The following is a 22,217-nucleotide window of genomic DNA, read 5'->3' as shown; positions in this document are numbered from 1 at the left end:
TAGATAAAAATCAAATGGAACAAGGACTTAGCATTTAAAATCAATTATGAAATATGCTTATCAGCTAACGCTAGTCGCAACCCCCCCTTCAAAGGATGCTAATTCGCCTGAAATCTTTCTTGCCTTAAGGGTTGAGATTTCTTTTTAGAACAAATTTAATTTTATGAATTGGCGATTCCCTTTCAGCAAATGGCTTCCTGAATATCAAAATCCAGGAATCATTCGCGCCGATCTTTTGGCTGGGCTTACTGGGGCAATAGTTGTCATGCCTCAGGGTATCGCCTTCGCCCTGTTGGCTGGCATGCCTCCACAATACGGGCTATACGCAGCAATGGTGCCTTGCTTGATTGCGGCATTATTTGGCTCAAGTCGCCTGATGGTCACAGGCCCTGCCAACGCCATTTCTCTGACTACGATGGCGTTAATTGCCCCTCTTGCCTTACCGGAGTCAAATACTTATGTCAGTTATGTTCTTACTCTCAGCTTCTTGGTAGGCGTCATTCAACTGTTATTAGGCTTTAGTAAAGCTGGTAAATGGGTTGAGAAAGTCCCTCACTCCGTCATCGTTGGCTTTACAGTTGGAGCTGCAATTCTCATTATCAACAGTCAACTGGGAACCCTGCTTGGTATTAGCATCCCAAAAGGGGAAAGTGTTATAGAAACATTGAGCACTGTTGTGACGGCGCATATGAATCATCAACTAGAGGTTTATACGGTAGCGCTGGTACTTTTCACATTAATTGTTATTCGACTCTGGAGATCTCTCAATCGTTTTTTGCCTGCCATGCTTGTCGCGATCATTATGGGCAGTATTGCAGCAGCTTTGCTGGAGGCTTTTTTACCTAATAGTGTGATATTCAAAAGGGTTCAAGAAATACCAGGAGCCTTTCCGCCAATCTCCAGTCCAGATTTAAGTAGCGAAACCTTGCAAAAGCTATTTAGTGCAGCTCTAATCATGACCCTTCTGGCATCCACCGAAGCCATGGCAATTGCTCGTGCTATTGCATTAAAAACAAAAGATCAGTTCAATGCTAACCAAGAATTTATTGGCCAAGGATTAGCCAACGTCTGCGGTTCATTTTTCTCAGCCTATCCTGCTAGCGGCTCCTTTAATCGTACTGGCGTCAACCTCAGCTCAGGTGCAAAAACTCCACTTTCAGCAATCTGTGCAGCAGTTTTTTTATTGGTGTTGCTGGTGTTTGTCTCACCATTAGCTAAACACATTCCATATGTCGTAATTGCCACACTATTATTAGTGGTTGCTTGGAATTTAATTGATGTAAAACAAATTCATCATGAGATACGAATGGGAAAATCGGAATGGATCCCAATGCTAACGACCGGAATTGCCACCATCACTATCCCATTGGAGTGGGCTATTCTTGGGGGGATATTGACTTCAGTAGTCGTTAAACGCCTCTTTCAGAAGCACTAATGGGTATTTAGAAGATCTAAGAGCTTTAAGCGCTGAACCTTGCCTGACGGTCCTCTGGGTAGGTCTTCCATAAACAGAATCAACTTAGGCGTTCTAAATTTTCCTAGCTCTTGAATACAAAAATTGCGCATCTCTGCTTCTGAGCATATGGCGCCTGGTTTTAAGACAATACAAACCATAATTTCTTGCCCGTAATTAGCATCAGGAATCCCCACTGCAGCAGCATCTAATACTGCCGGATGCTTTAGTACAGCCTCATCAATTTCACGAGGAGCAATATTTTCCCCACCTTTAATGATGAGCTCCTTAAGGCGGCCAGTAATAAAATAAAATCCATCATCATCGCGTAGTCCAAGATCACCAGTTCTCAACCAGCCCTCACTATCAAAAGCCTTTGCCGTCTCAGCCTCCGCTTTATAGTAAGCATTGAGTACATTATTACCACGTAAACAGATTTCTCCCACCACCTTACTACCAAGCATCATTCCGTCAGCATCAACAATCTTCGCATCGACCCCACAAGGAAGGCCTGGGCTACCGTAACGGCGTCTTTCATCATGAGGGTTGCAAAATACCATTGAAGCAGATTCAGTCATTCCCATACCCTCAATGACAGTAATTCCAAACAAGCCCTCAAACTCGCGATGATGCTCTGGAGGAAGTGGAGCTGATGCCGAACGGCCAAAGCGAATCGACTTCAGCTGCTCTTGACTTGGCAAAGATCCGCCGCTTTTGGCGGCATTAATTAAATAAGCGATGATGGTGGGAACCATATTGATCCAGGTGCACTGATACTGAATTGCTAAATTCCACCAACTAGATACTGAAAATGAATGCGGAGCAACAACCGAGCCCCCCGAAACAAATGGCGTAATCGTCGAAATCACTTGTCCATTAATATGATAGATTGGTAGCGAACTTAAAACCGTATCAGCCTGAGTCAGCGAATGCCATGACGCCATAGATCGCGCTGCATGCAGTAAATTGCTATGTGTAAGCAATACCCCTTTTGGAGTTCCAGTAGTACCCGAGGTATACATCAGCAAGGCTGCCGCGTTAGCCCTCACAGATGGAAGTGATCCAGCTTTGCTCTGCATAAAAGGCCCCTCATGTGCATCGGGGTCAAGCTCAAATAATAAAAATGATCTCTTTGTTTTCTCAAGGGCCAAAAATAAACTTTGCTTTCTATCTGGCGAATAAAACAAAACTTCTATATCACTATGATCAAGAACCCAAGCAAGTTGATCAGTAGGCGCCAATAGATTAAGAGGTGTGATGACCCGACCGCAAGCCATCGTAGCCAGAAAGATCGTGCTGGTCTGGCGACCATTTTGCATATATAAACCAACATGGCCATGAGCACTTATTTTCTGCTCTTCAAGCCAGGTTGAAAAATGATGTGCCTCGTTAGCAAGCTGGCCATAACTCAGGGTAGCTCCAGTTTCAGGGGCGTATAAAAATACCTTATCCGCCTGCACCGTTGACCAATGCAATAAGACTTCGCCTAAACTTTGGCGTGATATTGTCACTTTAGAACTCAAATCTGAGGAAAGCGTGCGAAGTAATCTTTTAGGAGATCCTCGACTTTAGGCACCCGCTCTGGAATAGGCCGCACCACTCTAGTTATATTGAGATAGTGACGATAATTCATATTGTCTGAAAAATTATTTTTACCCCAGGTGCCACATCCCATGGAAAGTGAAAACGGCAGCCCGTTCTCAAAACTACCGCCAGCAGCAATGGTATGGGCTTGATTCACAATCACTCTTGCAACCTTTAAATGCTCAGCCAGAGTTGCAGCGCGCTTTTCCATCACATCGCCACTTAAAGCGGTATGCAAGCCAACTGAATGGCCATTGCCTTGGTAGTTATAAACATTCGCAATTAAGTCTTGTGCCGCCTTAAAATCTGCAGCCCTCCAAACGGTGAGGATAGGGCTTAATTTCTCGCCTGAGAAAGGTGCGGATGACCCAAAGCCATACTCTTCTACCATCAAAAATTTGGCATCTTTTGCCTTTGGATTTTGTAACTGTGCGCGCTCGGAAATCACTGATGGAGATTGCGCTGTCAAAGTGGATGTGAGTTTGCCATCTTGAAACATCACTTTTTCAAGGCGTCCCTTATCAGCATCATCTAATAAAACGCCACCAGCCCGCTCTAAAGCTTCAATAGCTTGCGCATAAACATCTGCACAAATTACTACTCCGTTCTCACTAGAACAACTGGTTGCATTGTCAAAAGTTTTGGATTGGGTAATTTTCGCTGCCGCCACATTTAAGTCAGCATGCTCATCAATAATGGCAAGCACATTACCAGCACCAACACCAAATGCAGGAGTACCGCAACTATAGGCAGCCCGAATATTCGCTTGTGAACCGGTAGCAACTACTAAATCTACTAAACGCATCAGTTCATTTGTAGAGTCTTTGGTAATCGGGAATGGCAACATCTGTACCAAATCACGAGGCGCACTCACCAAGTCTAATTGTTGGTGAACAAATTCTAGTAAGCGAGCGCATGTCGAATACCCTTTAGGAGATGGCGCAATCACAACCGCATTACGACACTTCAAGGCATTCAGAATTTTATTTATCGGGGTTGCTCCTGGATTAGTTGAAGGCGTTATTGCAGCTACAACCCCTACTGGACGGGCATACTCAGTGATGCCAGTGTTTAGATCTTCAGAAATAACGCCTACTGTTTTGGCGATACTTAAATCACGAATCAGTCCGAGCGTTTTTCTAAAATTCTTCTTAAACTTATCAGCAACATCTCCAAGACCTGTATCCTTAACAGCAAGCTCTGCCAACTCTTGGTTTCTCTTGGGCTCCAAGATGGCCCAAGCTACTGCCTCCACCACTAAATTGACTTGTGCCTGAGTGTATTCCTCATATTGTTGTTGAGCTGAACGAGCCCGCTCAACAATCTTTTGTACTGGTGTCATGTCCGTGCTTTATTAATAAGTTCACTCCGCTTTGATAGCGGCATCTTTGACTACTTGCTTCCACTTCACAATCTCGCTCTTGACAATTGCCCCAAGTTGCGCAGGCGAACTACCAACTGCTTCAGCGCCTTGACCCAATAATTTTTCTTTTACTGCCGGGTCAGCCAATGCTTTAGTAGTAGCCTGATACAGGGTGTCAATAATAGCTTGTGGTGTTTTGGCCGGAACAAACATGGCATACCAAGAGTCAACCTCAAAATCCTTAAATCCTAATTCAGCCATTGTGGGTACATCCGGAAAAATAGGTGAGCGTTTAACAGTAGATACCGCAAGTGCACGCAACTTACCGGCCTTGACATAATTTGCAGCCGCTGGAATCGAAACCCATAACAGCGGCACTTGACCACCCATGACGTCAGTCACAGCCGGGCCTCCACCACGATAAGGGATGTGCGTCATCGATACTCCTGCCGAAGTAGCCATCATCGCACCAGCCAAATGCCCTGGTGAACCATTACCTACGGATGCATAAGCAATAGAATTGGGTTTGGCCTTAGCCATATCAATGATTTCCTTGACTGTCTTAGCTGGAAAGTCAGGATTGGATACTAATATTTGCGGCAGTGAAGCCACCAATGAAACTGGTAAAAAATCTTTTTCAGTGTCGAACGCTAGCTTTGGATAGATTGCAGGGTTAATGGTGTGGGAAGAAAGTGTAAACAGCACCGTGTAACCGTCTGCCGGAGACTTTGCAACAATATCCGTGCCAATAGACCCCCCCGCTCCACCACGATTATCAATAATGATTTGTTGGCCTAAAGCTTGCCCTAGTGGCTCTTGCATGATGCGGGCTATCACATCAGTTCCACCGCCAGGTGGGTATGGCACAACAAACTTTAGTGGCTTAGTAGGCCATGATTGGGCACTTACTTGCTGCGTATAACTTAGTAAAGCTAAGACTATAGATAGAACAGTGACCACTAGATTGCTTCTACGCATATCTCATCTCCTTTTTTCAGCACTATTTGATGTACTTATATTAGCTTGTCTTATTATGTGCGCCCTAGATACGAATGGCAATCTTACTAAACTGAACGATTTGTTTCGTATCAGTAAAAATACTAACATTTTTACTAGATATTGGAAATATGTTCTATTAGAATGAACGAAATGGCATAGCTCTTGAGGTGGCTCACTAATGTTTGAAGCTGAAAATACCGAAATACTAGATATAAGCAAAAAAGATGGTGTGAATGAAAATTCATCGATGCTGAAAGGTATTGTCATATTAGAAGCTTTAGCAGCACTACAGCAACCTGCAAGCCTTGCCCAACTGATGCAAATTACAGGAATGCCAAAGGCATCCTTGCATCGCACTCTGGCAATTTTCGAAGAAGCGGGATTGGTAGCAAGAGAGCCTGGTGGTCGGACTTATACCCCTGGAGATCGCCTCTCTAGTCTTGCAATAGCAACTTTGACGCACAATACTGTCTCCGCAATTCGGCACAGCATCTTAAGAAAACTTGTTTCAGATTTGGGTGAAACCTGTAATTTGGCCGTTCTCAAACGGGGTGAGCTATTTTATTTAGACCGTGTTGAGGCTAATTGGGCTTTACGCTTGCACTTGCCACCAGGTACCACACTGCCACCTCATTGCAGCGCTAGTGGCAAGTTATTGCTCGCATTCAAAGCTTCTGATGAACGCTCCAAACTACTAGAAAACTTACCGCTCGAAAAATTTACCCATAGAACGATTACCGATCGGGATCTTCTTGAGTCTGAGCTTGAACGCATTGTCAGCACTGGATATGCCGTTGATAATGAAGAGTATGTACTTGGCGTCTCATGTGTTGCCGTACCCGTAAGAGACGCCATGGGTGAGGTGGTTGCAGCCATTGCCGTTCATGCAGCAACGGCAAGACTACCGCTAAATCAAGCGATGGAGCATATCCCAAGACTTAAAGAAGCCGCCGCACGCATATCCCAAACCTTATCGTAATGACATCTGATAATAATTTGCACCTAAAGTGAACCACGTGGATAAGTATCCGTTATTAGAAAAAATGATTGAGGGGGCTAGGAGTGAGCTCCCTTTGGGAGTTGTTTATCCATTGAGCGCTCCTGCCCTTGAAAGTGTCTTTGACTTAATCAAAAGGCGGCTGTGCATTCCTATATTGATTGGACCCAAAGATCTCATTCTCAAACTAGCGGCGAATGAAGGACTCTCTTTGGATGGAATTGAAATTGTTGACACCCCCAATGACCCCATACTTGCGACCAAAAAAGCAGTAGCATTAGTAAAGGAAGGTAAGTTAGCAGTATTGATGAAGGGGTCATTACACACTGAAGATCTAATGGGTCCTATCGTGCATCGCGATGGATTGAGAACCGAACGTAGAACGAGTCATTTATTTTTATTTGAACTGGACAATTACCCCAAACTACTCGGGGTCAGTGACTGTGTTGTCAATATTTCACCGGATCACCTTCAAAAAATACAGATCCTCAAAAGTAGTCTTACGGCACTGAATAAGCTAGGAGTAATGGATACCAAGGTAGCTATCCTTGCTGCTACCGAGGTAGTTCATCCAGGGATGCAGGCCACTACAGATGCAAAAGAGATTGTGGATAGCCATACTGAAAACCCCATTCACCCCTCAACCATAATCGAAGGCCCCTTTGGATTTGATAATGCTATTTCCATCCAAGCTGCTAAAACCAAAGGGATCGATTCAAGGGTTGCTGGCGACCCAGATCTTCTTTTGGTTCCTGACTTACAAGTAGGCAATATTCTCTACAAGTCCCTGATCTATATGGCCGGAGCAGAGTGTGCCGGAACGATCTTGGGCGCTCAAGTTCCCATCATTCTCACATCGCGATCTGACTCTGTATTTTCGAGAGTGGCATCTTCTGCGATGGCTATTTTGCTGGCTAAATAACTCCAATAAACAAATAAGACTATGTTCAAACTATTTTCAAATGACCCGGTGCATGACCCCATTCAGAAACAAGGGCCCGCTACAGAAATTAAGAAAACGACTTGCTACATGTGTGCATGCCGATGTGGTATCCGCGCACATCTACGCGATGGTGAGCTTGTGTATATTGATGGTAATCCAGAGCACCCCCTAAACCAAGGTGTCATTTGCGCCAAAGGGGCTTCAGGAATCATGAAGCAGAAATCCCCTGCTCGCATTACGCAACCACTCTTGAGAAAAGTGGGTAGTAACCGCGGAGACGGCGACTTTGAGCCCATTAGCTGGGAGAGGGCCTTTGAAATTCTGACTAAACGCCTAAGTCAGATACGCGCTACTGATCCTAAAAAGTTTGCTCTCTTTACGGGACGAGATCAAATGCAGGCCTTAACAGGTTTGTTTGCACGGCAATTTGGCACACCTAACTATGCTGCGCATGGCGGATTTTGCTCGGTCAATATGGCTGCAGGAATGATCTACACCATCGGTGGCAGCTTTTGGGAATTTGGTGGCCCTGATTTAGAGCGAGCCAAACTATTTGTCATGATTGGCACAGCCGAAGATCATCACAGCAATCCAATGAAGATTGCCTTATCTAAATTTAAAAGAGCTGGGGGGCGATTTATCTCAATCAATCCAGTTAGAACTGGATATTCAGCGATTGCAGATGAGTGGATCCCGATTAAACCTGGCACTGATGGCGCTCTGTTTATGGCACTCATGCATGAACTTATTCGTCTTGAGAAATATGACGCCCCCTTCTTAAAACGTTTTAGCAACTCAGCACAATTAGTTTGCATGGATTCTGGCGCAGAAGAAGGATTATTTTTATACGATCCAGATTCAGATCCTATCAACCTAGATCTACCTCATAACAAATACATTTGGGATGAAAAAACTCAAAGTGCGCAGCCTTGCTTTCAACAGGGGACATCTCCGGTTCTAGTAGGTGAATACACAATGGGACCCGGTCCCCATCAAGGCAAGAAAGTTGTACCTGCATTTGAGCTGCTAAAGCGCCAAGTCAGTGAAACTACCCCAGAATGGGCAGCAGCTATTACCAGTATCCCTGCAGCAAGAATACGCAAACTTGCCCTGGAAATTGCTGATACAGCGTTCGGACAAGAATTTGAACTACCCATTTCTTGGACAGATTCCTGGGGAGAAAAACATGACACTGTAGTTGGAAGGCCAGTTGCATTTCATGCAATGCGCGGACTCTCTGCTCACTCTAATGGCTTTCAAACAACGCGTGGCTTAGCAGTATTAATGTCGTTATTAGGAACGATTGATCGCCCAGGTGGGTTTAGACATAAGGCGCCCTACCCAAGACAGGTGCCACCCAATGCAAAGCCACCATCATCTGAAAATGACATTAAGCCTAATACACCGTTAGCTAAACCCCCATTGGGCTGGCCAACACAACCGGAAGATTTAGCTCTAGATTCACAAGGCAATCCATTACGGATTGATAAAGCCTACTCTTGGGAACATCCTTTAGCTGCCCATGGTTTGATGCATAACGTCATTACGAATGCAGTGAAAGGTGACCCCTACTCTATTGATACGCTCATGATTTTTATGGCAAATATGTCATGGAATTCCACGATGAATACGATGGAAGTGCGGGAGCATTTGAATGCTAAAAACCCGGATGGCGAATTTAAAATTCCATTCCTAGTCGTATGCGATGCTTTCCAGTCTGAAATGGTGGACTTTGCAGATCTCGTATTACCAGACACTACCTATCTAGAGCGTCACGATGTCATGAGTATGTTGGATCGCCCTATTTCTGAATTTGATGGTCCAGTAGATTCAGTACGTATTCCAGTTCTCGAACCTTTGGGAGAATGCAAACCATTTCAAGAGGTTCTCATTGAGCTTGCCTCTCGCCTAAAGTTTCCCGCCTTTACAACAGCGGAAGGCGAACGCAAATTTAAAGACTATCCTGACTTCATTACCCGCTTTCAGACCACACCTGATTCAGGTATTGGATTTCTAACTGGGTGGCGAGGTAAAGATGGTGAAAAACCACTCAAAGGAGAGCCAAACCCAAATCAGTGGCAAAAATATGCCGAGAATAACTGCGTGCATCAATACCATATGCCGCCTGAACATCAATATATGCGCAATTGGAATAAAGGATATTTGGATTTTTCCAAAGAAAATGCACTAAGGCAAAAAAATGATCCCATTATGATTGCCATCTATTCAGACATCTTGCAAAGATTTAGATTGGCTGCTACTGGTAAGCGCCCTGGAGCGCAACCACCCACACACCTTAAGGATCGGATCTATAAATATTTTGATCCGCTGCCATTTTGGTATCCGCCACTTGAAGATGAGGCAACTGATCTCAGCAAATTTACTTTGAATGCGATTACCCAACGCCCTATGGCCATGTATCACTCATGGGATTCTCAGAATGCCTGGTTAAGACAAATTCATAGCCATAATTATTTGTACGTCAATACAGCAACAGCCCTTCAGCATGGCATTGCAGATGGAGCATGGATGTGGATTGAATCCCAATGGGGTAAGGTCAAGTGCATGGCTCGCCATTCTGAAGCTGTTGATCCTGGCACAGTCTGGACATGGAATGCAATTGGTAAAGCCGAATCTGCATGGAGCCTCTCTGATAATGCGGATGAGTCCAAAAAAGGCTTCTTGCTAAATCATTTAATCTCTGAAGAGCTCCCATTAGGCGGCTTTACTGTAAGTAACTCAGACCCAATTACTGGTCAAGCAGGCTGGTATGACGTACGAGTGCGGTTAGCGCCAGCTGGAGATGAAGAAGCACAAGAGACATGGCCACAGGTAAAGGCACATGAAGTACCTGGCATGACTCTCAAGAAGGAGGCAAGCAAATGAGCGCCAACAAACAACTCGCCTTAGTTATTGATCTCAATGTATGTGTCGGCTGTCATGCCTGTGTCACGTCTTGCAAAGAGTGGAATACCTCTGGCTCTGCTGGACCATTAACCGACCTAAATGCTTATGGTGCAAGTCCCAGTGGAACTTTCTTTAACCGCGTTCAAACCTACGAAGCGGGCTCTTTTCCTAATACCCAAACCGTACACTTTCCAAAATCGTGTTTACATTGCGAAGATCCACCCTGTGTGCCAGTTTGCCCAACCGGGGCAAGCTACAAGCGCAAAGAAGACGGTATCGTATTAGTAGATTACGACAAATGTATTGGTTGTAGTTATTGCTCTTGGGCATGCCCGTATGGTGCACGTGAACTAGATGAAGAGCGCCAGGTCATGACGAAATGCACTTTATGCGTAGATCGTATCTATAGCGAAACCTTGCCTGAATCAGAACGTAAGCCCGCATGTGTTCTCGCCTGCCCAACCAGTGCACGTATTTTTGGTGACGTTCATGATCCAGAGTCAGCAGCTAGCAAAGCGATTGAAGAGCGAGCAGGATACGCTCTCATGCCTGAATGGGAAACCCAACCAGCTAATCACTACTTACCCCGCTCGATCATGGAAACTATTGACGCAGCAAGGAATGACAAATAATGCGCCCACAATTTTCAATTATCTTTTTTACGACGCTTGCAGGAATGGCGCAGGGTCTCTTATTTTTCTTAGCCCTATTAAATATAGAGGGTCCAGTCTTATCTGCGCCTTTTCTATCAATGCTGGCATTACCAGTCAGCTTCATACTGCTCAGCGTGAGTTTGGTCGCATCGTTTTTCCATTTGGGACATCCTGAACGAGCTTGGCGCGCTGCGATGATGTGGCGGACTTCATGGCTTTCACGAGAAGTAATCGCCTTACCAGCGGTCATGGCGCTGACTGCAATCACCTTCTTCTGTGTCATTTCTGGAATGGTGCCAGCATGGGTATGGGCTACACTGCTGATTAGCATCTTTGCCTTATGGATCTGCACTGCCAAAATTTACCAATGCATTCGGTTTATTCAAGAATGGTCGCACCCCTCTACTCTGAGTAATTTCATCCTGCTGGGATTAAGCTCAGGCGGTTTACTGCTTGAACTTCTTCTAATGGTTTGGAATGGGTCCAATGTTCCTTTGGGCATGGGCCTTATCACCAGCGCTAACTTTATATTGTTATTTCTGGCCCTCAATCTCAAGCTATGGATCTGGCGTCGTAATCAAAAGTTAAAACCGAAATCTAATTTAGCTTCTGCGACAGGGATTAAGGGTAACAATATTCGCCAAACTTCAATGGGATTTATGGGTGGCAGCTTTAATACTCGAGAATTTTTCCATCATCAAACGGATCGAGTCATTGGTAATATTCGAAAGATTATTTTAATAATGACCTATGTTGGCCCAATGATCTTGCTCGCTTTTGCCATGAACTCTCCAAATATTGCTCAAATAGCTATAGCCCTAGTCATGCATTACATCGGCTTATTGGCCGAAAGATGGATGTTTTTCGCAGAAGCGAATCACCCTCAAAATTTGTACTATCAGAGAGTGTCATAAAGATCGCTCATTCTATGGATGAATTTGCTGAGAAACTCATTCATGGAAGAGTGCATGTCTCGCCCAAAAGACTTGGTAACCCTGGTCCGAGCGATTCCCAAAAGAATCAGATTCTATTGGCAGCAAATGCTGCCCCAGACCATGGCAGAATAGTCCCCTGGCGTTTTATTGAAATCGGACAAAGTAGTCGTCCTGCTCTAGGCGAAGTCTTTCGTCAATGCCTACTCGATCGAGATCAAAGCGCCTCACCGATCCAGCTTCAGGAGGCTCGAGAAAAAGCTTTGCGTGGCCCCCTGCTTCTATTGGCTATTGCTAACTATGCCGATAACACCAATGAAATTAGCAAAGAAGAGAAGCTAGTATCTTTGGGGTGCGCAATTCAGAATGTACTACTTAGCGCTTATGCTCTTGGCTTTGGCTCAGGACTCTCTAGCGGCAAAGCCCTACAAAGCCTAAGGCTCAGAAGTCTTTTTCATCTTGCGGATCACGAAGACCCAATTTGTTTCATCACGATTGGCACAGTGACTCAAAATAAACCGAGTCGAGTTAGGCCTGATTTATCTACATACCATTCCGTTTTTTAGCAATAAAAAAGGCCCGACAACGTCGGGCCCATTTAATCTCTGATAGTAATTAGACGTAGTCTTTGTACTTATCCAAGAAGCGTACTGGCTTAGAAAGCGCATCACGACGGAAGGGGTCACCTAGTTCGCGAGTACACATAATCTCGACAACACAGGTTTTACCTTCTTTCATTTGCATCTCAACTGCCTTCTTAAGGGCCGGTCCAACTTGGTCAAGTTGATCAACTACGATACCCTCAGCACCCATAGACTTAGCAATGCCTGCAAAACTTGGGCTATCTAATTCACCAGCAACAAAGCGGCGGTTATAGAAGTCAACTTGGTTCTTTTTCTCAGCACCCCATTGACGATTATGGAAGACTACGGCCGTTACGGGAATGTCATGGCGGACTGCAGTCAGAATCTCCACCATACTCATAGCCCAAGCACCATCACCAGCATAAGCAATCGCAGGCCGGTCTGGCGCTGCTGCTTTAGCACCAATAATAGTAGGCAAAGCATAGCCGCAATTACCAAAGCTCATTGGCGCAAAGAAACTTCTTGGGCGCTCGAAACGCAAATAACTATTTGCAACGGAGTTAATATTACCAATGTCTGTGGAGACCATCACATCTGCTGGCATTGCTTTTTCTAGCTCACGCAGAACCTGGCGCGGATGTAGATAATTGCCTCCTGTTGGAGTCTTTTCTTGTTTCTGCTCTTCAATCATGTCAAGGCTGAATGGATCACGCTCATGAGTCCACTCATCTAACTCTTTTTCCCATGCCGCTTTTTCCGTAGCAATGGTTTTTGCACGCTCAGCTTTTGTCGCATCACAAACCAAGGTCTTACCAGCTAAACGCTTAGTCAACGCAATTGCAGCCTCTTTGGCATCACCACAAATACCTATTGAGATTTTCTTAACCAAGCCTAACATCTTGTTATCGGCATCGATCTGAATAATCTTGGCATTCTTAGGCCAGTAATCCATACCATGCTGTGGCAAAGTACCAAATGGTCCAAGGCGTGAGCCTAGCGCGACAACCACATCAGCCTGAGAAATCAACTTCATTGCAGCCTTTGAGCCTTGATAACCTAGAGGCCCACACCATAGCGGATGACTTGCTGGGAAGGAGTCATTATGCAAATAACTATTCACCACTGGGGCACCTAAACGCTCTGCAAAAGCCTGACACTCTTTCATGCCATCAGCCATGACAACACCACCACCAGAAATAATGACGGGGAATTTGGCATTGGCTAGTAACTCTGCAGCCTCATCCAAACTCTTTTCGCCACCAGGGCCGCGATCGAGACGATTAGGCTGTGGAATTTCTACTTCAATTTCGCCATAAAAATAATCGCGGGGAATATTCAATTGAGTTGGGCCCATTTCGGACATGGCGCGATCAAAACAGCGGCCAGTGTATTCAGCCATCCGTTTTGGATTATTAACGTGACCTTGATATTTAGTGAACTCTTCAAACATCGGTAATTGGTTGGCTTCCTGAAATCCGCCTAGACCCATGCCCATAGTTCCAGTCTCTGGAGTAACAATCACTACTGGGCTATGTGCCCAAAAGGCAGCTGCAATTGCTGTAACGCAGTTACTAATGCCAGGACCATTTTGGCCAATCACTACACCATGACGACCGCTGACTCGTGCGTAGCCATCAGCCATATGGGCTGCGCCCTGCTCATGCACAACGGGTATTAAGCGAATGCCCGCAGGAGCAAAAATATCCATTGCATCCATAAAGGCTGAGCCCATAATTCCAAAGATATCCGTCACCTGATTGGCTGCCATGGTTTCGACAAAAGCCTCAGAGGGGGTCATTTTTTGTGGGCCAACAGGCAAATTTGCACCAGCTTTAGACATTTAGCTCTCCTAGTTATTCAATTAAACGGAACATTTTGTTCTACAATATCAATATTAATCGCGTATTTTCGTTGCTGTCAAGCAGATAAACCCGAATATGGAATATATTTGGCAATGCATTAAGACTTTTTAAGGACGCATCATGGCAGCAGACTCCTCATCCATTGATTTACTCGGTTTTAAGCCAGATAAGTTGGTTTCACTGCATTCCGCCTTTCCAGAATGTAAAAGATTTGCCGATTTTCAAATCCCCGCTTTTAGTCAAAGATCCAGCCTAGTACCCCTTGTTGATCCAAGCTATCAACTTAATCCGGAGGCAAGCGTGGCAATTCTGGCTGGGTTTGCTTATAACCGGCGGGTCATGCTGCAAGGTATGCATGGGACTGGAAAGTCGACGCACTTAGAGCAGATCGCTGCTCGCTTAAATTGGCCCTGTTTACGCATTAATCTAGATGGCCAAATTACCCGCATGGACCTGATTGGGAAAGAGATCATTACCCTTGAAGATGGCAAGCAAGTCACCCAATTTCAGGAGGGATTGATTCCATGGAGCCTGCAAAGATCAATTGCACTGATACTAGATGAATACGATGCCGGTCAAGCTGATGTGATGTTTGTGATTCAGCGCATGCTTGAACGAGAAGGACGTCTCACTCTATTGGATCAGAATAAAGTCATTGAACCAAACCTAGCATTTCGAATTTTTGCAACAAGCAATACGGTTGGCCTAGGTAATTGGAATGGGCTATACCAAGGGACTCAATTGCTAAATCATGGGCAAATGGACCGCTGGGATATTGTTGCTGCACTTAATTATCTGGAACCCCCGGAGGAGGAAAAAATATTAATTGCCAAAGTTCCAGAGCTTTTGCCAAACACTGCAAAGCAAATGATTGCCCTTGCCAATCTCACTAGAAAGGGATTTGAGGCTGGCGATGTCTCTACATTAATGTCAACTCGAACACTTATTACCTGGGGAGAAAACTGGCGCATCTTCAAGGACTTGCAATTAGGCTTTACTTTAGCCTTTTTAAATAAGTGCGCATCAGAAGAAAAAGCTTTAGTTGCTGAATACTACCAACGCTGCTTTGCCACCGAGTTACCCATCAATACAAACTAAAATTTTGTTATTCATTAACCTTGCAAAACGAATCCCACCATGAAGTAGAGTTGCAAAATCAATATAGCGCTATCATTCGCTCCCTGTCAGGCGATATCCATCTTCAAATTCGGGATTGGCAACTATTTCATCAAGGCCTTGCACTTAATGCCTTAGCCCCCCACCTCAATATAGATTATTTACAAGCCTCATGGGCTCACCCAAGAGGCATACTTGATGGCGTTGCATTGCGCCTTCTTTACTCCAACTATGATTTGCACCTCGCTCATTCCCCGGCCACCTTTATTGAGTCATTTGTATTTGAAGTTCTTGAACAAATCCGCGTAGAAAGTACCTGCCCAGCCGAGCTAAAGGGTAGCAAAGAGAATGTTCAAAAACAGTTTATCGCCTGGATGCAAGAATTCATGGCCAATGGCGGTGTAGAAGGCAGCATTGGCCTGCTATTACTCTCTATTTTCTGCATGGTATGGGTCAAACTAAACCAAAGGCCTATCCCAGAGTTGATGCAGGATGTAGTAGAAGCTACTCGCGCAGGACTTGCAGAGGATATTGGACCTTATTTAGTCCAGCTTAAAGATAATCAATCTGACCAAGTTAGCTATGCAAAGATTTCCTTGGGACTTGCTCAACTGGTTTCCAAACTAATCAATAAGGAATATCAGAATGTTCCTAGCATCCGAACAAAACAAAAAAATATTAGCAATACATTCTTGAAGATTGAGTGGACTCAACCTCCAAGCCATAGCTCTCAATCTGAAAAACGGGGACATGCTTCTACATCACATGCCAAACAATCTTTAGAAAGATCATTGGGGCAATATAAAGTATTTAATCCTGCCTATGACATTGAAATTGAGGCCAAAAAAAGTATTCGCCAAGCCCAACTCGCCATTTACCAGAATGAGCTTAACGAAGCAATTGCAAAGCTAGATATTCCCTGGGGGAAATTGATCAGGTCGTATCAAAATATTTTCAATACAACAACACTCAAAAGGCGTGAGACTACCCAGACTGAGGGTCTAATAGACCGACGCTACCTTACCCACATTGCAACTGCCCCGCTTGACCCTGTTCTTTATCAGCATCCCTCTAAAAAGATAGAGGCTTTAGGAAGGGTTACGCTATTAATTGACTGCTCCGGCTCAATGAAGGATCAAAGACTGAAGATTGCCATTTGCGTAGACGCTCTTGTCAGAATATTGGAGCAGGCACATATTCAAACTGAAGTGCTTGGTTATAGTACGAAGACTTGGCAAGGTGGAAGACCATTTAAGGAATGGCGAAAAGGCGGGCAAATCCCCAATCCCGGAAGACTAAACGAACGTGCTCACTGGATCTTTAAGGACTTTCAGACACACTGGCGTAAAGCAAGACCCGGTATTGCCGCACTCCTAAGACCCGAGATCTATGCAGAGAGTGTCGATGGTGAAGCAGTACTTTGGGCAGCCCAACGACTGCAAAAAGAAGGAGGTCATGGCGATCTCCATAAAAAACTCATTTTATTTTCTGATGGCTGCCCCATGGACAGAGCCACTATTGAGGCGAATGGGGAATATTTTCTTAAAAATCACCTGTTACAGGCAGTGGAATGGTGCAAACAACAAAATCATTTTGAGCTGTGGGGGTGCGGAATTGGAGATGAACTAAGGCCATACTTTCCAAACCGCTTGAGCTGGAATCAAGAAACCGAGGATCTTACAGAATGCCTTATCAATTGGTACAAGGAACTCAAGACTACAAAAATCTAAGTTAGCTAGGATACCCGCTTGCTCTGAAATCTATACTAGAAAACAGAGCAAGCTTACCGGTATTTAGTATTGAAATTACTGCGGCAAATACAAAAAAATTAATTGCCCTTAATATTATTATCTGAGATTAGCTTGCTATATTTGGCAGTTTCATTTGCCAAAAAGGCTTTGAATTCCTCTTGAGTACTGGAAGCTGCTTCCACACTAAAGCCGGCAAAATTATCTCTGAGCTCTGGATCCTTCATGACGGTAATAAGATCTTTAGAGTACTTCTCTTGAATAGCCTGTGGTGTTTTAGCAGCCACATAGATGCCCCACCAAGTTAAAGTAACAACGCCTGGATATCCCTGCTCTACAAATGTAGGAACATTCGACAAGAATTTTGATCTAGTAGGGCTAGTAACAGCCAAAGCTCTCAATTTACCTGCCTTAATAAATTGTGTCACAGGGGCTACATCTGAAATCATCAAATCTACTTGATTACCAAGAATATCGTTGATGGCTGGAGCGGTTCCTTTATATGGCACTTTGACCATCTTAATACCCGCCTCCCTCATCAGCAACTCGGTGGAAATATCTGAAATGCTTCCAGAACCACTGGTAGCAAAAGTTAATCCATTGGGCTTGCTCTTTGCGGCTGCCACAAGATCAGCGAGTGTTTTATATGGCGAATTCTCAGGAACAACTAATACGCTAGTTGCAACAGTAGTTAGCGCTATTGGAGCAAAATCCCTTTCCATATTGAAGTTAACTTTACTAATCAAGGGATTAACTAAAGACGGCCCAAAATTTCCTAGCACCATAGTGTAGCCATCAGCAGGCTGACTCAAAACATAATCCATGCCGATTGCTCCATTAGCACCTGGTTTGTAGTCAATAACAACAGGCTGCCCCCAAATTTTGCTTAACCTAACAGCAATTCCCCTTGCAATGGAATCTGAGCTACCCCCAGGTGGGTAAGTCAGCACAAATTTAACGGGCTTATTTGGAAAAGCCTGAGAGAAAGCTACACCCGGCAATAAGAAGGTAATGCATAGAATCAAGCTTTGAAATAATTTTAAGACATTCGTAGTTTTCATTTTTTTCTCCAGAAATACTTATTTAATTATGCTTAACATCAACTATCAACTTTTCAGATCACTCAAAATAGTAGCGGCACTTTTTTTAATATAAGCCTGATCTGACCCAACCCCAATGAATTGAATTCCCCAATCCCGATAAATCTTTGCATCAACCTGACTTGCAGCCAAGATGCCAACAGGCTTTCCATAACTAATGATTTTTTTCGCTAGATCTTTCATAACATCCTGAACTTCTTTAGCACTTGGATTGGCTATAAAACCTAGTGAGGCAGCAATATCTTGTGGGCCTATGAAGACGCAATCAACACCCGGAGTCTCGGTAATTTCTTTCACATTTTGTATGCCCAAAGGAGACTCAATTTGCACAATCATACAAATAGATTGGTTGATTTGCTTGAAATAGTCGAGCTGAGAACCAAAACGATTGCTGCGAGTTGAAACTGAGACGCCCCGGATACCATCAGGGGGATATCTTGTTGCCCTAACTGCTGATTCAGCAGATTGAGCACTTTCAACCATGGGAATCAGAAAATTATAAAAACCAAAATCCAAGAGTCTCTTTAAAGTCACGGGATCATTAGCATCAGGCCTAATAAAGGCTGCAGCCGAAGTACCATTTAGAGCCAGTAGCTGTTCTACACAACTTCGATAGTCATTGGCACCATGCTCACCATCAATTAAGACCCAATCAAAACCACTCAGACCCAAAAGCTCTGTAGCAACGGTTGAACCCATGGTAGACCAACCGCCATAGCAAATATCACCTTTTAAAAGGCGATTTTTAAAGATATTTTCAGTCTGTAATGTACTGTTTGGGATTGTCATCTACTACCTTCTGTCTTTGAGAGGAAACTTTTTAAATTAATCTTAGCGCAATTTTGGGCTGCTGATAACCTACTTGCCTCCACTAATCCCAAAATTTCTATACCGTAGCTTGCATCAAAGAGTGGCTGACTGTGGCCAGAAATCATTTCACCGAACAACTCTAACTCTTTTTGAAACATATTATCAGGAGGCAAGGGATACTCAACTGCATGCATAAAAGACTCCCCGACCTTCTGAAAAATCAAACTTGCATCTTTGTAGAGGAACTCTGGCTCACCCCATTTGGTCTGATCCAAGCGATAGTGCATTAAGCCTTTTGTGCCAACCACCCTCACCTCAAAAACACCGGGAGACGTCCACGAGCTTGCAATCGATCCTAGAGTGCCACTCTCAAATTGCATATTAACTAGCCACTGATCCTCAACTTCGGCTCCTACTGGAGATTTCCTGGATGACATTGCGCTAATTTCTGCGACGGAACCACCCAAAAAGCGAAATACATCAAACATATGAATGGCAATTTGGCTTAAAGGTCCGCCTGGCGCTTTAGATTGATACCAGCGCCAGTTATCTGAAGTTAATGATAAGGCGCGTTCATTGGAAAAATTTCCCTCAATTAAGCACAACTCACCCAACTTCCCACTTTGAATCTCTTCAGACATTATTTGAATGCCGGACAATAACTTTGCAACATGTCCAATAAATACACCCACACCGAGACGATCACAGATCTCTTTTAATTTGATTCCCTCAACCAAACTATTGGTGATTGGCTTTTCAATATATACAGGCTTGCCATGCTCAGCGCATAATTTCGCATACTCAAAATGTAGCTCATTGGGCACCGTCAAAATGACGCCCTGAATTTCAGGGTTACCTAGCAACTCCTCTACAGTATTGGTATGCGGAATATGATGTTTGGCTGTGAATTTCTCTCGCGTCTCTTGAGATCTTGAGTATGCAGAAATAATACGAATTTTTGAAGAATGGGTGCTCGCCGTTGCTAACACTGAAGCCCATTTTCCTAAGCCAATAATGCCTAAATTAATCATCTTTATAAGCCTCCGGAGCCGCTGACGCTAATGCCGCCGCAGACATACAGCAACTGGCCTGTGATAAAACCATTTTCTGGAGATAGAAAGAAGCTGATGCCTCTTGCAACATCCTCCGGCGTTCCTAATCGCTTCATGGGCACGCTATCAATAACAAAGGCCCTTCTTTCGCTACCAACAGGGTGTCCGCGTGTAAATAATTCAGTCTCTACAGGTCCGGGCGCAATTACGTTAACAGTAATTCCAAAAGGGGCAAGCTCTAGCGAAAGACTTAAGGTCAAACCCACTACGCCCATTTTGGAAGATACATAAGCAATGCGCTCTGTTTTACCTAAGATAGCCCTTGAAGAAATGTTGACGATTCTTCCAAAGCGATTGGCTTTCATTTGCGGTAAAAAAGCTTGTATCAGCTGAATAGGAGCCTTAATATTGAGCTGCCACACGGCGTCCAAATCATCTTCAGTGACTGCCTCGATACTACCCGGGCGATTAACACCGGCATTATTCACCAAATAGCCGACCTGATACTTTTGATTAATTAGCTGGGTTACCTGATCTATAGCAACTTGATCATACAAATCGACCTCCATAAACTCAATGGGGTAACGATAACTTTCACGCATTAAATTCTCAGGAGGGCGCCTTTGTAAAGTAAGCACTCTCCGGCCCTCAAGCGCTAATTTATGAGCAGTAGCTGCACCAAGACCCGAACTAGCACCTGTAACAATCGTCAAAAAATCATCGGTATTTTGGACGCTCATAGGTAATCAATTTTCTTCCATTCACCAGGATTGACCGACACTACATTTTTATTTTTTCCTTCTCGACGATCGGCATAAATTCGCCCCTCCTTCATGACCATCTGAATATTTTTCTTCTCTTGAAGACAATTAATATCCTTGGTAGGGTCGCCGTTAATCGCTAGGATATCTGCATACTTACCAACCTCAATGCTACCTAAATCCTTAGAGGCTCTGATTGCATTAGCGCCGTTAATGGTTGCAGACTGGAGTGCCTCCATAGTAGACATGCCCAAATCAACATAAATAGACAGCTCTTTTGCATTCGTCCCCATTTCAGGATCAAAGCCCATGTCTGTCCCCATCGCAATTTTCACGCCAGTCTTATGCATTCTTTGGAACGTGTCAAAACAACTGGACTGTATTGATTTCATTTTGTTGATCACAAACAAAGAGGTGCCTTGCATCCGCCTCATTTCAATTGCATGATCAGTACGATGCAATAGAGTTGGAGTCATATAGACATTAGAATCCGCGATAAGGTCAGCTGTCTCCTGATCAGAAAACACCATATGTTCAATAGTGTCAGCCCCTGCATTCAATGCCATTTTTTGCCCCGCAGGAGTAAAGCAATGCACAGCTGCAATCTTATGGAAAGCATGAGCCTCATCCACAATCGCATCAATTTCCTCTTGCGTCATATTGCGAATATCTGGTTCTTCCTTATCGGTACCTCCGCCACCAGTTGCACAAGTCTTAACAACATCACAACCCACCAACATATTTTGACGCGCTAACTTTCGAAGTTCCCATGGGCCATCGGCAGTCTGAAAACCATATCGCTGCATTGCGCGCGGGTTAATTAAATCTAAATGAGAGCCGGTAATCGAAGTAAATCCACCGATAAACATTCGGGGCCCCTCTAGGACGCCTGCATTAATTGAGTCCCTAACCGCACAAAGGTGGGCAGTCATCAGTCCGCGACTTGATGCTAAGCCAAGGTCACGTAGAGTAGTAAAACCCATATCAAAACACAGTTGAGCATGGAATAAGCCATACATTTGCTGCAGCTCTGGCGTAATCTCCCATTGAGAAACTCGATAATTATGGAAAGTTAAACAATTGAACATCATCGTATGAAGATGACTATCGATCATGCCGGGCATTAAAGTCAGGCCACTGCAATCCGTCACTTGCGCACCCTCAGGTATATGAATCTCTTTATCAGTACCGACCTGGACAATGCGCTTACCTTGTATTGCAATGACTGGGGACTCGATCACCTTAGCTTTAACCACATCTATTAAGCGAGCGCCTTTGATGTATACAACTGGACCCTCTTGCTCTGGTGGGATGTATTTTTTATATAGTTCGCCCAATTTAACTCCTCCAATA

General features: G+C 44.3%; 18 protein-coding genes. 9 read left to right on the top strand and 9 right to left on the bottom strand.

The genetic code is table 11. The features are described 5' to 3' along the window. The first annotated feature begins 163 nt into the window (after nucleotides 1–163). Nucleotides 164–1,435 (top strand): SulP family inorganic anion transporter, encoded by a 1,272-nt coding sequence (locus tag ICN43_RS05820; protein ID WP_216197727.1) that lies wholly within the window; start codon nucleotides 164–166, stop codon nucleotides 1,433–1,435. Here ICN43_RS05820 and ICN43_RS05815 read toward each other — a convergent pair. From ICN43_RS05815 to ICN43_RS05805, 3 genes are read right to left on the bottom strand one after another with little or no spacing between them, the layout of a single operon-like run. Continuing rightward, nucleotides 1,432–2,964, bottom strand: coding sequence for an AMP-binding protein (locus tag ICN43_RS05815; protein WP_216197724.1), 1,533 nt, complete (start codon nucleotides 2,962–2,964; stop codon nucleotides 1,432–1,434). The two genes, ICN43_RS05820 and ICN43_RS05815, sit on opposite strands and share 4 nt — an antisense overlap. Before the next feature lie 8 nt (nucleotides 2,965–2,972). After that, nucleotides 2,973–4,379 carry an aldehyde dehydrogenase family protein gene (locus ICN43_RS05810; protein ID WP_216197722.1) on the bottom strand — a complete coding sequence of 469 codons (1,407 nt, stop codon included), beginning with the start codon at nucleotides 4,377–4,379 and terminating at the stop codon, nucleotides 2,973–2,975. 21 nt (nucleotides 4,380–4,400) lie between these two features. Beyond that, nucleotides 4,401–5,378 (bottom strand): tripartite tricarboxylate transporter substrate binding protein, encoded by a 978-nt coding sequence (locus ICN43_RS05805; protein ID WP_216197720.1) that lies wholly within the window; start codon nucleotides 5,376–5,378, stop codon nucleotides 4,401–4,403. A 199-nt stretch (nucleotides 5,379–5,577) separates the two neighbouring features. Here ICN43_RS05805 and ICN43_RS05800 point away from each other — a divergent pair, with 199 nt between their 5' ends. From ICN43_RS05800 to ICN43_RS05775, 6 genes are read left to right on the top strand one after another with little or no spacing between them, the layout of a single operon-like run. Beyond that, nucleotides 5,578–6,378, top strand: a complete 801-nt coding sequence (locus ICN43_RS05800) for an IclR family transcriptional regulator (protein WP_255533435.1) — start codon at nucleotides 5,578–5,580, stop codon at nucleotides 6,376–6,378. Between the two features lie 37 nt (nucleotides 6,379–6,415). Continuing rightward, on the top strand, nucleotides 6,416–7,318 hold the full coding sequence (locus tag ICN43_RS05795) for a bifunctional enoyl-CoA hydratase/phosphate acetyltransferase (protein ID WP_370623158.1): 903 nt from the start codon (nucleotides 6,416–6,418) through the stop codon (nucleotides 7,316–7,318). A gap of 21 nt (nucleotides 7,319–7,339) precedes the next feature. Continuing rightward, nucleotides 7,340–10,225, top strand: coding sequence for a molybdopterin oxidoreductase family protein (locus tag ICN43_RS05790; RefSeq protein WP_216197718.1), 2,886 nt, complete (start codon nucleotides 7,340–7,342; stop codon nucleotides 10,223–10,225). Continuing rightward, on the top strand, nucleotides 10,222–10,878 hold the full coding sequence (locus ICN43_RS05785; RefSeq protein ID WP_216197716.1) for a 4Fe-4S dicluster domain-containing protein: 657 nt from the start codon (nucleotides 10,222–10,224) through the stop codon (nucleotides 10,876–10,878). Before ICN43_RS05790 ends, ICN43_RS05785 begins: the two co-directional genes overlap by 4 nt. After that, the gene (locus ICN43_RS05780; protein ID WP_216197714.1) at nucleotides 10,878–11,813 is read left to right on the top strand and encodes a DmsC/YnfH family molybdoenzyme membrane anchor subunit; all 936 of its coding nucleotides are present in this window, start codon (nucleotides 10,878–10,880) and stop codon (nucleotides 11,811–11,813) included. Before ICN43_RS05785 ends, ICN43_RS05780 begins: the two co-directional genes overlap by 1 nt. 14 nt (nucleotides 11,814–11,827) lie before the next feature. After that, nucleotides 11,828–12,397, top strand: a complete 570-nt coding sequence (locus ICN43_RS05775) for a nitroreductase (RefSeq protein ID WP_216197712.1) — start codon at nucleotides 11,828–11,830, stop codon at nucleotides 12,395–12,397. A gap of 49 nt (nucleotides 12,398–12,446) precedes the next feature. Here ICN43_RS05775 and xsc read toward each other — a convergent pair whose 3' ends face one another. Beyond that, nucleotides 12,447–14,255 (bottom strand): sulfoacetaldehyde acetyltransferase, encoded by a 1,809-nt coding sequence (gene xsc, locus ICN43_RS05770; protein WP_255533434.1) that lies wholly within the window; start codon nucleotides 14,253–14,255, stop codon nucleotides 12,447–12,449. A 142-nt stretch (nucleotides 14,256–14,397) separates the two neighbouring features. On the opposite strand from xsc, the gene ICN43_RS05765 reads away from it, so the two are divergent. Both ICN43_RS05765 and ICN43_RS05760 read left to right on the top strand, forming a co-directional pair. After that, nucleotides 14,398–15,375, top strand: a complete 978-nt coding sequence (locus ICN43_RS05765) for an AAA family ATPase (RefSeq protein WP_216197709.1) — start codon at nucleotides 14,398–14,400, stop codon at nucleotides 15,373–15,375. A gap of 20 nt (nucleotides 15,376–15,395) precedes the next feature. Further along, the gene (locus ICN43_RS05760; RefSeq protein WP_216197707.1) at nucleotides 15,396–17,123 is read left to right on the top strand and encodes a hypothetical protein; all 1,728 of its coding nucleotides are present in this window, start codon (nucleotides 15,396–15,398) and stop codon (nucleotides 17,121–17,123) included. Nucleotides 17,124–17,221: 98 nt separating this feature from the next. Here the strand turns inward: ICN43_RS05760 and ICN43_RS05755 are convergent, their stop codons facing one another. From ICN43_RS05755 to ICN43_RS05735, 5 genes are read right to left on the bottom strand one after another with little or no spacing between them, the layout of a single operon-like run. Continuing rightward, nucleotides 17,222–18,202 (bottom strand): tripartite tricarboxylate transporter substrate binding protein, encoded by a 981-nt coding sequence (locus tag ICN43_RS05755; protein ID WP_216197705.1) that lies wholly within the window; start codon nucleotides 18,200–18,202, stop codon nucleotides 17,222–17,224. Between the two features lie 45 nt (nucleotides 18,203–18,247). Further along, nucleotides 18,248–19,030, bottom strand: a complete 783-nt coding sequence (locus ICN43_RS05750) for an aldolase/citrate lyase family protein (protein WP_216197703.1) — start codon at nucleotides 19,028–19,030, stop codon at nucleotides 18,248–18,250. Then, entirely contained in the window at nucleotides 19,027–20,082 is a 1,056-nt protein-coding gene (locus ICN43_RS05745; RefSeq protein ID WP_216197701.1) for a Gfo/Idh/MocA family protein, read from the bottom strand. Before ICN43_RS05745 ends, ICN43_RS05750 begins: the two co-directional genes overlap by 4 nt. A gap of 2 nt (nucleotides 20,083–20,084) precedes the next feature. Further along, nucleotides 20,085–20,843: an SDR family oxidoreductase gene (locus tag ICN43_RS05740; protein WP_216197699.1), complete on the bottom strand. Its 759-nt coding sequence runs from the start codon at nucleotides 20,841–20,843 to the stop codon at nucleotides 20,085–20,087. Beyond that, complete coding sequence (locus ICN43_RS05735) at nucleotides 20,840–22,201, bottom strand: amidohydrolase family protein (RefSeq protein WP_216197697.1); 1,362 nt, start codon at nucleotides 22,199–22,201, stop codon at nucleotides 20,840–20,842. Before ICN43_RS05735 ends, ICN43_RS05740 begins: the two co-directional genes overlap by 4 nt. Nucleotides 22,202–22,217 lie beyond the last annotated feature (16 nt).

Origin of the sequence: Polynucleobacter sp. UK-Mo-2m-Kol15 (assembly GCF_018881505.1) — a bacterium.
Classification (GTDB): Bacteria; Pseudomonadota; Gammaproteobacteria; order Burkholderiales; family Burkholderiaceae; genus Polynucleobacter.
The sequence above is the reverse complement of the archived record's forward strand: the minus strand, read 5'-3'. Positions and strand labels throughout refer to the sequence as shown.